Source organism: Massilia cellulosiltytica (assembly GCF_047325105.1).
Lineage (GTDB): Bacteria > Pseudomonadota > Gammaproteobacteria > Burkholderiales > Burkholderiaceae_D > Telluria > Telluria orientalis.
The window spans coordinates 6,580,128-6,592,562 of the sequence record NZ_CP168562.1 but is presented as its reverse complement, the minus strand read 5'-3'; the positions used below and the strand labels follow the sequence as shown (position 1 = coordinate 6,592,562).

At 66.9% G+C, this 12,435-nt stretch carries 10 protein-coding genes; 6 read left to right on the top strand and 4 right to left on the bottom strand.

What is annotated here, in order from left to right; all coding sequences use genetic code 11:
• Positions 1 to 99 precede the first annotated feature (99 nt).
• From ACEN9H_RS28940 to ACEN9H_RS28930, 3 genes are all read left to right on the top strand, one after another.
• On the top strand, positions 100 to 1,677 hold the full coding sequence (locus tag ACEN9H_RS28940) for a S41 family peptidase (RefSeq protein ID WP_413338204.1): 1,578 nt from the start codon (positions 100 to 102) through the stop codon (positions 1,675 to 1,677).
• 60 nt (positions 1,678 to 1,737) lie between these two features.
• Entirely contained in the window at positions 1,738 to 3,495 is a 1,758-nt protein-coding gene (locus ACEN9H_RS28935) for a M14 family metallopeptidase (protein WP_413672977.1), read from the top strand.
• 226 nt (positions 3,496 to 3,721) lie between these two features.
• Positions 3,722 to 4,627 (top strand): glycosyltransferase family 2 protein, encoded by a 906-nt coding sequence (locus ACEN9H_RS28930; RefSeq protein ID WP_413672976.1) that lies wholly within the window; start codon positions 3,722 to 3,724, stop codon positions 4,625 to 4,627.
• 3 nt (positions 4,628 to 4,630) lie between these two features.
• Here the strand turns inward: ACEN9H_RS28930 and ACEN9H_RS28925 are convergent, their stop codons facing one another.
• The 4 genes from ACEN9H_RS28925 to ACEN9H_RS28910 form a co-directional block, all read right to left on the bottom strand.
• A complete protein-coding gene (locus ACEN9H_RS28925; RefSeq protein WP_413672975.1) occupies positions 4,631 to 5,923 on the bottom strand; it encodes a sugar MFS transporter in 1,293 nt (430 codons plus the stop codon).
• Between the two features lie 182 nt (positions 5,924 to 6,105).
• Positions 6,106 to 7,038, bottom strand: coding sequence for a tRNA 2-thiocytidine(32) synthetase TtcA (ttcA, locus tag ACEN9H_RS28920; RefSeq protein WP_160406827.1), 933 nt, complete (start codon positions 7,036 to 7,038; stop codon positions 6,106 to 6,108).
• The gene (locus tag ACEN9H_RS28915) at positions 7,035 to 7,433 is read right to left on the bottom strand and encodes a dihydroneopterin aldolase (RefSeq protein ID WP_056134732.1); all 399 of its coding nucleotides are present in this window, start codon (positions 7,431 to 7,433) and stop codon (positions 7,035 to 7,037) included. Before ACEN9H_RS28915 ends, ttcA begins: the two co-directional genes overlap by 4 nt.
• A gap of 36 nt (positions 7,434 to 7,469) precedes the next feature.
• Positions 7,470 to 8,291: an SDR family oxidoreductase gene (locus tag ACEN9H_RS28910; RefSeq protein ID WP_082577325.1), complete on the bottom strand. Its 822-nt coding sequence runs from the start codon at positions 8,289 to 8,291 to the stop codon at positions 7,470 to 7,472.
• 42 nt (positions 8,292 to 8,333) lie between these two features.
• Here ACEN9H_RS28910 and ACEN9H_RS28905 point away from each other — a divergent pair, with 42 nt between their 5' ends.
• The 3 genes from ACEN9H_RS28905 (at position 8,334) to ACEN9H_RS28895 (ending at position 12,433) form a co-directional block, all read left to right on the top strand.
• Positions 8,334 to 9,482 carry a class I SAM-dependent methyltransferase gene (locus tag ACEN9H_RS28905; protein ID WP_413672974.1) on the top strand — a complete coding sequence of 383 codons (1,149 nt, stop codon included), beginning with the start codon at positions 8,334 to 8,336 and terminating at the stop codon, positions 9,480 to 9,482.
• A gap of 143 nt (positions 9,483 to 9,625) precedes the next feature.
• A complete protein-coding gene (locus tag ACEN9H_RS28900) occupies positions 9,626 to 10,648 on the top strand; it encodes a J domain-containing protein (protein WP_413672973.1) in 1,023 nt (340 codons plus the stop codon).
• A 150-nt stretch (positions 10,649 to 10,798) separates the two neighbouring features.
• Positions 10,799 to 12,433, top strand: a complete 1,635-nt coding sequence (locus tag ACEN9H_RS28895; RefSeq protein ID WP_056134742.1) for a tetratricopeptide repeat-containing response regulator — start codon at positions 10,799 to 10,801, stop codon at positions 12,431 to 12,433.
• Positions 12,434 to 12,435 lie beyond the last annotated feature (2 nt).

The following is a 12,435-nucleotide window of genomic DNA, read 5'->3' as shown; positions in this document are numbered from 1 at the left end:
TGCTGTTCTTTTGATACGACGCCGCCCGCCGGTTTCGGCAGGCGGCGTTGTTACAGTTGGATGTATTTGCGCGAAGCGGCCGGGTCTATAATCGGACGCATGAAATCGCCTTCTACCGCTGCTTCGCCGACCCGTTTTTCCCGCCTGTTCGCTTGCGCTTTCGCGACGCTCGTCACGCTGTCCGGCTGTGGCGGCGGCGGGGGGAGTCCAGGCATCGGCGCCTCGACGCCCGTCGCCGGCAATCCCGGCACCGGGACGACCACGCCGCCGACCACGACGCCCACGCCACCGGCCGTGACCCCGGACCCGATCCCGTCCGACTACATCAGTTACCAAGACCTGTGCGCCGCGCCACGCACGGGCGTCGACGCCGAGGGTCATGCGTTCCCGGACCGCCAGGGCACGCTGCAGGACGAGATGAAATTCCTGCGCGGCTGGACCGACGCGACTTATCTCTGGTACAGCGAGATCCCGTCGACGGTCCGCATGGCCGACTACACGAACACGCTCGACTATTTCGATGCGCTCAAGACGCCCGCGCTGACCGCGTCGGGCAAGGACAAGGACCGTTTCCATTTCACCTACACGACGGCGGAATGGGATGCGCTGACCAATGCGAGCCAGGATACGGGCTATGGCCTGACGTGGTCCGTCAACTCCACGACGGCACCGCGCACCTGGATCGCGGCGATCGTCGAGCCGGGGTCGCCCGCGGCCGCGGCCGGCATCCAGCGGGGCGACCTGCTGACGGCCGTCGACGGCATCGACTTCATCAATACCGCCGACGAGGCGCAGATCGAACGGCTGAACGACGGCCTGTCGCCGGACACCGCGGGCGAGCGCCACACGCTCACGATACGCCGCGGCGACACCACGATGGACATCGCGCTGACGTCCGCCGTCGTCACGACGACGCCCGTGAAAAACGTGAAAGTGATCGACACGCCGACCGGCAAGGTGGGCTACCTGAGCTTCGAGGACCACAATGCCGTCTCCGAACTGCAGCTCGTGAATGCGTTCACGAGCCTGAAGAACCAGGGCGCGGCGGACCTCGTGCTCGACATGCGCTACAACGGCGGCGGCCTCCTGTACGTCGCCAGCGAACTGGCGTACATGATCGCGGGACCGGCCACGGCCGGGAAGACGTTCGAGCGCGCGCTGTACAACGACAAGACGGCGCCCGATGCCCCGATCCCGTTCCGCAACACGGCCTACGGCTTTTCCGCGCCGCGCAATATGGCGTTGCCCTACCTGGGCCTGAAGCGCGTGACCGTGCTGACGACGTCCGACACGTGCTCGGCCAGCGAAGCCGTCATCAACGGCCTGCGCGGGGTGGACGTCCAGGTCGATATCATCGGCGCCACGACCTGTGGCAAGCCCTACGGCTTCCTGCCGGCGGATAACTGCGGCACGACGTATTTCACGATCCAGTTCCAGGGCGTGAACGCGAAGGGTTTCGGCGATTTCGCCGACGGCTTCGCGCCGACCTGCGCCGTGTCCGACGACATGGCGCATGCGCTGGGCGATCCCGCCGAGGGCATGCTGGCCGCCGCGCTCGCGTACCGCGCCACCAATGCCTGCCCGGCGGCGTCGACGGCGCGGGCGCGTCGCGTGCCGATGCACATCGCGCGGTCGCAGATGAAGGAGATCGCGATTTATCCGCCGCGCACACGCTGACCGGATCACCGATCTATAATTTCCGGCTTGAATCTTTTTCAATCCTGCCGGAGTGTATCGATGATCCGCATTGCGTTCTTGCTGGCCCTGCTGGCTGCGCCCCTGGCGCACGCCGCCCCCGACCTCGTCACCGTCTCGGAGCGCTCCGGCTTCCAGGCCACGGGCCGCTACGACGAGGTCGTCAAGCTGTGCGGCGCCTTCCAGCAGGCGTATCCGAAGCAGGTGAAATGCTTCCAGTTCGGCACGACGCCGGAAGGCCGGCCGATGCTGGCGCTGGCCGTCAACGCACGCGGCGTGTTCACGCCCGACGCGGCGCGCAAGGCGAACCTGCCGGTCACGCTGATCCAGGGCGGCATCCACGCGGGCGAGATCGACGGCAAGGACGCGGGCTTCCTCGCCCTGCGTGAAATCCTCGACGGCAAACTCGCGGCGGGCGTGCTGGACAGGCAGGTGCTGCTGTTCGTCCCCGTGTTCAACGTCGACGGCCATGAACGCTTCGCGAAATGGAACCGCCCGAACCAGCGCGGCCCCGTCGAGATGGGCTGGCGCACCACCGCGCAGAACACCAACCTGAACCGCGACTACGTGAAGGCCGACGCGCCCGAGATGCAGGCCATGCTGGCGCTGGTGAACGCGTGGGACCCGTTGACCTATGTCGACCTGCACGTCACGGACGGCGCCATGTTCCAGCACGACGTCTCCATCCAGGTCGAACCCGTGTACTCGGGCGACCCGGAATTCCGCGAGATCGGCCGGGCACTGCGCGCGAACGTCATCGCCGACATCAGCAAGCAGGGCTCGATGCCGCAGTCCTATTACATGTCGTTCAAGGAGACGGACGACCCGGCCTCCGGCTTCGTCGACGGCGTCTCCGATCCGCGCTTCTCGACCGGTTATTTCCAGCTGCGCAACCGGATGGCCATGCTCGTCGAGACGCACTCGTGGAAGGACTATCCGACCCGCGTGCGCATCACGCACAATGCCATCGTCTCGGTGCTGCAGCAGGTGGCCGCCCACGGCGCGGCATGGACGCAGGCGGCACGCGCCGCCGACGCGCGCGCCACGCACATCGCCGGCCAGCCCGTGGCGCTGACGTACCGCACCACCGACAAGACCACGATGGTCGACTTCCAGGGCTATGCCTACACGCGCACGATGTCCGACGTGTCCGGCATGCTGATGACGCACTACGACGAAACGAAGCCGCAGGTCTGGCACGTGCCGCTGCGCGACGAGGTCGTGGCCGACCTGCAGGTGCGGGCGCCGGGTGCGGGCTACGTCGTGCCGGCCGCGTGGGCGCAGATGGTCGCGACGAAGCTCGTGCAACACGGCATCGTGTTCCGCAAGATCGACAAGGCGGTCGATGCCGCGCCCGTGCAAACCTTCCGTGCCGACCAGGCCACGTTCTCTCCGACGTCGTTCGAATCGCACCAGCGCCTGAAGGTCGAAGGCAGCTGGAAGCCCGAGCCGCGCAACCTCGGCAAAGGTGCGCTGTTCGTGCCGGTCGCCCAGCCCAAGGCGCGCCTCGTCATGGCCCTGTTCGAGCCGCAGGCCCCGGATTCGCTGCTGGCCTGGGGCGAGTTCAACAACGCCTTCGAGCGCAAGGAATACATGGAGGAATACGTGGCCGAGGACGTGGCGCGCGAACAGATGGCGCGCGATCCGGCCCTGGCCGCCGAATTCCGGCGCAAGGTCGAGACCGATCCGGCATTCGCGAAGAATGCCCACGCGCGCCTGGAATTCTTTGCGCGCCGCCACCCGTCCTGGGATGAGCGTTTCAACCTGTATCCGGTACTGCGCACCGACGTGGCGCTGTAACCGTTCGACCTCTTTCATATCCATTTGTCGGCGGCAGATGCTTGCAGTCTGATCCTGCGCAAGCGCCGTCGATTCCACTGCAACCGTCGCGCACGGCGCCACTCTGAACCCATGTGTTTCGTTCGATGGAGGGCGCCATGGACAAGGAATTCCGTTTTGCAACTAACCGGCGTGCCGCGCATGCACCGCGCGCCCGGCGAACGCGCGCGCGCGGCGGGGGCTGAGCATGGGCGCCGCGGCCGTCCGGGCCAGCTGCTGCCTCGTCTGCGGCGGGGCGACACCGGACCGGATCGAGCATCTGCTGCTCAGCCTCACGACGGCCTGTCCGCACCTGCGGGTCTACCTGGTCGACGATGCGCAACAGCCAGCGCTGGCCGCGCTGGCCGGACGCTACGGGGCGCACTACCGCCCGCAACCGGACTGGCCCCGTCAGGCGCGCGCCCATAACCGCATCCTGCGCGAGGCCGCGGCGGCGGGGAGTGTCTATCACCTGCTGCTTGCACCCGACATCGGCTTGCCGCTCGACGCGGTGGCCCGGATGGTCGCCTACATGGAGCAGCATCCCGACGTGGGCCTGCTGGCGCCACGGGTGCAGGATGTGGACGGGCGCCTGCAGCCGCTGTGCAGCCTGCTGCCGGGGCCGCTGGAACTGCTGCTGGGGCGCTGCTTTCCGCTGCTGCGCCGGTCCAGCGGCAGGCTGGCGCGCTACCAGCTGCACGCGGGCGGCTACAGCCGGGTGATGGAGGTGCCGGTGCCGCCGGGCTGCTGCCTGCTGATGCGGGTCGAGACCGTGCTGCGCGCGGGCATGTTCGACGAGCGCTTCCTGCAGCGGTTCGACACCGTCGACCTGGCGCGCCGTACCGCATGCATCGCGCGCACCGTGTTCGTGCCGCATGTCACGGTGTTGCGTCACCCTGTGCGCGACCCGGCCCAGGCAAGCGCGCGCGGCTGGCGCAGGCGGTCGGCAGCGCTCTGGTGGCGGTGCGTGTCGGCGTGGCGCTACTTCGACAAGTGGGGCTGGCTGCGCGATGCCGAGCGCGACCGCATCAACGCCCGCGCGCTGCGCCAGCTCGGCCAGGCGCGCAGGCAGCCGGACGGCGTGAGCCCGGCGGGCACGGATGTCGCGGGTTGACGCTCAGCCGTGCTGCAGCGGCCGGCGCGCGTACCAGCCGAACACGAGGATCAGCAGGTAGCACAGCGCGGGCACGGCGAGCGCGAGGCGCAGGCCGGCGGCGTCGGCGGCGTAGCCCGTGATCAACGGCACGATGGCTCCGCCGACGATGGCCACGCAAATCAGGCCCGAGCCTTCGGCCGCGCGCTCGCCCAGGCCTTCCGACGCCAGCGTGAAGATGGTGGGGAACATGATCGAGTTGACGAGGCCGATGGCGAGCAGCGCCCAGCCCGATGTGGCGCCCTGCGTGGTGGCCGAGACGAGCAGCAGCAGGGCGGCGGTGGCGCCGGCGCCGGCCAGCACCTTGCCCGGCGCGCAGATGCGCAGGACGTAGGCGCCGAGGAAACGGCCGACCATGGCGCCGCCCCAGTACAGCGGCACGTGCTTGCCGGCCGCTTCCGCGCCGAGGCCCAGCACGTCGTGCTGCATCAGGTAGTTGACGATCAGCGAGCCGACGGCCACTTCGGCGCCGACGTACAGGAAGATGCACAGGGTGCCGAACGCGAAGCGGGGCTGTTTCAGCAGGTCGAAGGCGCTCCACATGCTGCCGGCGGGATGGGGACGTTCGACGAGCTTGTTACGGTTCGTCCAGACAAGGAGGGCGACGACGGCCAGCGCGACGGCCAGGCCGAGGTAGGTGTGCACGACGACCTGGCTCTCGGCCGCGCGGTAGGCGGCGAGCGCGTCGGCCGACAGGGTCGCCTGGTCGACGTGGGCCAGCGAGCCGAGGATCAGGATGGCGCCGACGTACGGAAAGACGGTCGTGCCGAGCGAGTTGAAGGCCTGTGCGAAGGTCAGGCGGCTGGACGCGGTGGCGGGGGCGCCCAGCATCGAGATGAGCGGATTGGCCACGACCTGCACGATGGTGATGCCGGCGGCCAACACGAACAGCGCGAGCAGGAAGGTGATGAACATGCCGGACGAGGAGGCGGGGATGAACAACAGGCAGCCGGCCGTCATCGTGAGCAGGCCGACGACGGCCGTGCGCATGTAGCCGATGCGCTGCACGATGGCGGCGGCCGGCAGCGACACGATGAAATAGGCGGCAAAGAAGGCCGACTGCACGAGCATCGCCTGCGCGTACGACAGCGTGAACAGGTCTTTCAGTTTCGGGATGATGACGTCGTTCAGGCTCGTGATGCCGCCGAACGTGAAGAACAGGGCGAACACGAAAACGCGCAGGCTCGCGACCTGGGTGTTGGCGTGGGTAGTGGCGCCGCCCGGCTGGGCGGTACCGGCGGGTTGGCCGATTTGCATGAGGAATCCAGGTGGGCGTGGCAGAAAGGTAGGAATATTACATCCGTTTCCCCGCTCGTGGTGGAGGTTCCTCTACACGCTATAGAGTGAAATCGATCTCATAAGAAACGATCAACCTGCGATAGTGAAACTATATTACACAGAAAACGTTACGCCGACGAGATTGGTCGCCGGCGCATGTATTACAGCGGCTGCAGCGGAATGGTCCCCGTCGCCGGCGTCGAGCACGGCTCCTCGTCGAACGCGATGTCGCCGGCCGGATTCGCCACGCCGTCCGCCTTCAGGTCCGTGAAGCCGAACATCTCGCGGTCCATCAGGTGCGACGGCACGACGGTCGACAGCGACGAGAAGATGTTTTCCACACGGCCCGGATATTTCTTCTCCCAGTCGCGCAACATCGCCTTGATCTGTTTTCTCTGCAGGTTTTCCTGCGAGCCGCACAGGTCGCACGGGATGATCGGGAACTCCTTCACTTCCGCATAGCGTTCCGTATCCGCTTCCTTCACGTAGGCCAGCGGGCGGATCACGACGTGCTTGCCGTCGTCCGAGACGAGCTTGGCCGGCATGCCCTTGATCTTCGCACCGAAGAACATGTTCAGGAAGAAGGTCTCGAGGATGTCGTCGCGGTGGTGGCCCAGGGCGATCTTCGTGCAGCCCAGTTCGTCCGCCACGCGGTACAGGATGCCGCGTCGCAGGCGCGAGCACAGCGAGCACGTCGTCTTGCCTTCCGGGATCAGGCGCTTGACGATGCTGTACGTGTCCTGGTTCTCGATGTGGTACGGGATGCCCAGCTTGTCCAGATAGGCCGGCAGCACGTCGGCCGGGAAGTTCGGCTGTTTCTGGTCGAGGTTGACGGCGACGATGTCGAAGTGGATCGGAGCACGCTCGCGCAAGGTCATCAGGATGTCCAGCAGCGCATAGCTGTCCTTGCCGCCGGACAGGCAGACCATGACCTTGTCGCCGTCCTCGATCATGTTGAAATCGCCGATCGCCTGGCCGACGAGCCGGCACAGCCGCTTGTGCAGCTTGTTGTTTTCGTAGGCCTGCTTCTCGGCCTTCTTGTCGGCGGCGTCGGGCAGGGCCTCGGACGGGCGCGCCATCGTTACTTCATTCATGCTTCATCCTTGATCTGGAACACTTCGACGCCGACGCCTTCGCAGTCGGGATACACGTCGGGCTTCATCGTCGACACGCGCGCCGCGCGCACGTTCGGGTGCGCCAGCATCGCCTTCACGACGTCGTCGCACAGGGTTTCCTGCAGGTGCACGTGGCCCTGCGCCATGCGCCTGGCGATGGTCTCGCGCATGAAGTCGTAGTCGACCACTTCGTGCAATTGATCGTCCTTCGGCGTCGACAGGGCGAGCGGGATGTACAGGTCGACATTGATCAGGACGCGTTGCTCGCCCTTCTTTTCGAACTCATGGACACCGATGTTGATCATGACTTCGTAATTGCGCAGGAACAGCCTGCGGCAATCGCGCAGCTGCGGGTAGAACAGGGCGGACAACATAGGAAACCTTCGAAATAAGAGGGGGACGGGGTTGATTCAGTCTTCAGTCAAAAACATCACGTCGCGCGCCAGCGGCATCAGGTGCTGGCCGCCGTCGACGAGCAGGGTGGTGCCGGTCAGCGCCTTCGCGTTGGCCGCGTAGCACACGGCGTCGACGATGTCCTGCGGCGTGGACGAGCGTCCCAGCGGCGTGACCTTGTGCGCGCGCTCGAAGCCGTCCGCGCTCTGGTCGCCCGAGACGAGCGTGATGCCGGGCGCGATGCCGACGACGCGCAGTGTCGGCGCCAGCGCCTGGGCCAGCATCGTGGTCGCCGTCTGCAATGCCGCCTTCGACAACGTGTACGACAAAAAATCCGGGTTGAGATTGTACAGTTTCTGGTCGAGCAAGTTGATCACGACGGCCTGGCCGCCGTCCGGCACCAGCGCGTGCAAGGCCTGCGCGAGCAGCAGCGGCGCGCCCACGTTGCACTGCATGTGGGCGGCCAGCAGGGCCGGAGAAAAGGCGTCCGGCTTGTCGTATTCGAACAACGACGCGTTGTTGACGATGCAATCCAGCCCGCCCAGCAGGTGCGCGGCCTGGCCGGGCAGGGCGCGCACGGCCGCCTCGTCGGCGAGGTCCGCATGCAGCGCGACGGCCCGCCGGCCCAGGGCGCGGATCGCCGCGACGACCTCGTCGGCATCCTGTGCGGACTGGCGGTAGTGCACGGCGACGTCCCAGCCGGCTTCGGCCATGCCAAGCGCGATGGCGCGCCCGATGCGCCGGCCGCCGCCCGTGACGAGGGCCACGCGCGCGCGTCCCGCGTGCGGGCGGGCCAGGGATGTGCCAACTGGGTCAGGCGTCGAAAATGTCTGTGTCATCGTGGTTTGTGGGTCGCTGCCGATTCTCGCTACAATGGCCGGATGTCCTTACCTCTTCCCTCCAGCGACGCGCTGGCCGCGTCCCAAGCCCTGCAGCGCATGATCGCTGCCGAGATCGCCGACCAGGGCGGCGCCATCCCGTTTTCGCGGTTCATGGAACTGGCACTGTATGCGCCGAATCTCGGCTATTACAGCGGCGGCGCCGCGAAGCTGGGCCGCGATGGCGATTTCACCACGTCGCCCGAGATCAGCCCGCTGTTCGGTGCCACGCTGGCGCGCGCGGCAGCCGCTATTATGGCGCAAAGTGCCCCCGACATTATCGAATTCGGCGCCGGCACGGGCAAACTCGCCCATGACGTCCTGACGGCGTTGGCCGAACTGGGCGTGCGCGTCGACAGTTATACGATCATCGAACTGTCGGGCGAATTGCGCGCGCGCCAGCAGGAAGCGCTGAAGGATTTCCCGCAGGTGCGCTGGACGCACGATTTTCCCGTGGCGTTCCGTGGCGTCGTGCTCGCCAACGAAGTGCTGGACGCGATGCCGGTCGAGCTCGTCGTGCGCGACGGCGGCCGCTGGCTGCGCCAGGTGGTGACGGTAGAAGACGGCCGCTTCGCCTTCACGCCCGCAGAGCCGGACGCGGCATTGCTCGACCAGATCGGCCGCCAGATTCCCGACGCCGACACCTTGCAGGACGGCTATCTCACCGAAGTCCACCCGGTCGCCTGCGGCTTCATGCGCTCGCTGGCGCAGATGTTCGAGAAAGGCAAGGGCGCCGCGATCCTGATCGACTACGGTTTCCCGGCCCACGAATATTATTTCGACGAGCGCACCAGCGGCACGCTGATGTGTCATTACCGCCACCATGCGCACCCGGCCCCGTTTTATTTGCCGGGCCTGCAGGACATCACGGCGCACGTCGATTTCACGGCGATGGCGCTGGCGGCCCACGGCGCGGGGCTGGACGTGCTCGGCTACATGAGCCAGGCGGCCTTCCTGCTGGCGGCGGGCATCGGCGAACTGCTGCTGAAGACGGACCCGGAAGATGCGCTGCGCTACCTGCCGCAGTCGAAGGCCGTGCAGAAGCTCGTCTCGCCGGCCGAAATGGGGGAATTGTTCAAGGTGCTCATCGTCGGCAGCGGGGTCGCGCTCGACCCCGCCATCGAGCGCGCCGATCGCAGCCACAAGTTGTGATACTGACATCTTGCGCTGTGGACACAAACCCGGCTATGCTGTAATGCCGCCCGTACGGCAGGCTGTCCTTTGCCTCTGCCGTTAAAGAACGAATCGGCTAATATTGAAGCAGCTGGCGCCCCTGTGCAACCCGACCCTGACCCATGGCCAAGATCCATACCCATTATGACAACCTGAAGGTGTCGCGCCACGCACCGCAGGAAGTCATTCGCGCGGCCTACAAGGCCTTGAGTCAGAAATATCACCCCGACAAGAATCCGGGCGACGAGCGCGCCGCCCGCATCATGGCCATCGTCAATACGGCCTACAACATCCTGTCCGATCCCGTGCGCCGCAAGGAACACGACGAGTGGATCGCGTCGGAAGAGTGGGAAGTCGAGTGGCTGGAAAGTTCCCATGGCGAGGATGGCCGCGAGAAGCCGCGCGGCGACGGGCACTGGGAACCGCGCCAGGTCGCGGCGCCGTCGCGCTGGCGCGTGCTGCGCGACCCGCGCTGGTGGGGCCTGATGCTTGCCTCCTTCGCGGGCGGCGGCGCGCTGGCCATCGTCCTGCTCGATCCCCCCAGGATACTGCCGAGCGTACCGAGCGCGCTGGCCTGGCCGGGCAAAGCCCAGCCTGCGGCCGCAGTACCCGCGCCGGCCTCCGCATCGGCCTCCGCGTCGGCCTCCGCCTCTACGCCGAACACCCCGCCGGACCCCCTCGGCAGCGACGCCAGCGCCGACGGCTGGGCGCGGCCGGCCGGGCAGGCCGATGCGCCGCCCGACATCAAGGCCCTCGGCGTGACCCAGTTGATCGTCCCGGCCCGCGCACCCGATTGCGACACCGACCTGCAGGCCCAGGTCGCACCGACGGGCGATCCGTGGCCGCCCCAGTCCGGCTACATCGACGGTTATCCGCTCGGCAACCAGGGCGACGAGATGCAGGTATTGGTCGACAACAGCAACAATCCGTCGCCTGTGCTGGTCAAGATCTACGACCTGGACCGCCGCTCGAACGTGCGCCACGCCTACGTGCTGGGCCGCGCCAAGTTCCTGATCGATAAACTCGCGGCCGGCAAATACGAAGTCCGTTACCAAAACATCATGATCGGCGGTGCCCGCCCCGAATGCGCTCCCGGCCACCGCGCGCCGCTGCGCCAGGCCGCCGCACGCCAGCCCGGCGCCTGATAACCGAAAGTGTGGTTTTTCGCGACATTTTGCCGGTTTGATGGTGGGTGAAATTCAAGAATTTAGTTCCCTGGACGTAATATACTCGGTAGACCACACGGGCCCATGCAGCCCGCCAGCCCATCGCAGGCACACACGGAAAACCGGGACATGAACGAACTTGACGGCCTCAACGCCCTGATCATCGAGCCGCACGCCGGGATGCGCTCGACGATCCACAACATGCTGAACATGTGCGGCCTGAGCAAGATCGACCACGTCGGCAGCTCCAACCAGGCCGTCAAGCACCTCGGCCTGAAGCAGTACGACCTGATCCTGTGCGAATACGCGCTGGAAGGCGGCCAGGACGGCCAGCAACTGCTCGAGGACGTGCGCCACCACAAGCTCATGCCGCTGTCGACCATGTTCTTCATGGTCACGGCCGAAGGCGATTACGGCAAGGTCGTCAGCGCCGCCGAACTGGGCCCCACCGACTACGTCCTGAAACCGTTCACGGCCGACCGCCTGCTCGAACGTATCGCGCGCGGGCTGGAACGGCGAAATGCGCTGCTGCCCGTGTACGACCTGATGGAGGCGGGCAACCAGCGCGAGGCGATCGCCGCCTGTCTCGACGGGGAAGAACGCTATCCGCGCTACCTCGTCGACTTCATGCGCCTGCGCGCCGAACTGCACATGTTCCTCGGTGAGCCGCACGAAGCGGAGCCGCTCTACCGCCAGCTCGTCGAGACCAAGGCGATCGCCTGGGCGCGCCTGGGCCTGGCCAAGACGCTGTTCCTGCGCGAGCGCTACGACGAAGCGCGCGAGATGCTCGAAGACCTCGTCGACGCCAACAAGAACTTCGTCGACGCCTACGACTGGCTCGCGCGCACCCACGAGGCGGCCGGCGCGCTCGATGCGGCGCAGGCCGTGCTGACGGAGGCGGTGACAGTCTCCCCGCACGCGGTGCGCCGGCTGCGCAAGCTGGGCGAAACGGCGCTGGAGGCGGGCGACCACGACACGGCCGAGAAGATCCTCAAGCAGGTCGTCAGCAAGGCCAAGTATTCCGAATTCAAGGACCCGCAGGACCACGTGCGCCTCGTGCAGACCCTCGTGCGCAAGGGCGACCCGGTGCAGGCCGCGGCCGTCATCCGCGACCTGGACAAATCGATGGCGTTCCAGAAGCACACGCCGCTGTGCAGCGCCATCGCGTCGAGCCTCGTGCACGAATACACGGGCAACGAGGCGCGCCTGGCCGAATCGCTGGCGGCGGCCCTCGCGGCCAGCCAGGACGCGCCGGACCTGCGCCCGGAGATCAAGCTGGAACTGGCGCGCACCTGCATCGAGAACGGCATGGAGGAGGGCGCCGCCGAGATCGTGCGCGACGTGATGCGCAATGCGCAGAACGGCGCCGCAGTGGCGCGCGCGATGGCCGTGTTCGAAAACGCGGGCCAGGCCGAGACGGCGCAGAAGCTCGCCATGGAAAGCCGCCAGCAGGTCGTCGACCTCGTCGCCACCGGCGCCGCCAAGGCGAAGAGCGGCGACTACAAGGGCGCCGTCGTGCTGATGCAGGAAGCGGCGACCAAGCTGCCGGACAATCCGCAGGTCGTGTTCAACGCCGCGCTGGCGATCCTGAAATGCCTGGACCACGAAGGCTGGGACGAGCGCCTCGGCCAGCAGGCCCTGGCCTACATCGCAGGCGTGCGCCGCCTCGATCCGGTCAACCCGAAGCTGCCGGCGCTGGCCGGGCTGCACCATCAAATTCTCAAGAAATACGACAAGGGCCCGCGTCCGAAAAGGGCCGGCTGAGC

Coding starts and splice junctions, on each gene's coding strand:
- ttcA (WP_160406827.1), bottom strand. CDS start 7,038: ATGAATGAAGTAACGATGGCGCGCCCGTCCGAGGCCCTGCCCGACGCC.
- ACEN9H_RS28930 (WP_413672976.1), top strand. CDS start 3,722: ATGGGCGCCGCGGCCGTCCGGGCCAGCTGCTGCCTCGTCTGCGGCGGG.
- ACEN9H_RS28905 (WP_413672974.1), top strand. CDS start 8,334: ATGTCCTTACCTCTTCCCTCCAGCGACGCGCTGGCCGCGTCCCAAGCC.
- ACEN9H_RS28900 (WP_413672973.1), top strand. CDS start 9,626: ATGGCCAAGATCCATACCCATTATGACAACCTGAAGGTGTCGCGCCAC.
- ACEN9H_RS28895 (WP_056134742.1), top strand. CDS start 10,799: ATGAACGAACTTGACGGCCTCAACGCCCTGATCATCGAGCCGCACGCC.
- ACEN9H_RS28910 (WP_082577325.1), bottom strand. CDS start 8,291: ATGACACAGACATTTTCGACGCCTGACCCAGTTGGCACATCCCTGGCC.
- ACEN9H_RS28940 (WP_413338204.1), top strand. CDS start 100: ATGAAATCGCCTTCTACCGCTGCTTCGCCGACCCGTTTTTCCCGCCTG.
- ACEN9H_RS28915 (WP_056134732.1), bottom strand. CDS start 7,433: ATGTTGTCCGCCCTGTTCTACCCGCAGCTGCGCGATTGCCGCAGGCTG.
- ACEN9H_RS28925 (WP_413672975.1), bottom strand. CDS start 5,923: ATGCAAATCGGCCAACCCGCCGGTACCGCCCAGCCGGGCGGCGCCACT.
- ACEN9H_RS28935 (WP_413672977.1), top strand. CDS start 1,738: ATGATCCGCATTGCGTTCTTGCTGGCCCTGCTGGCTGCGCCCCTGGCG.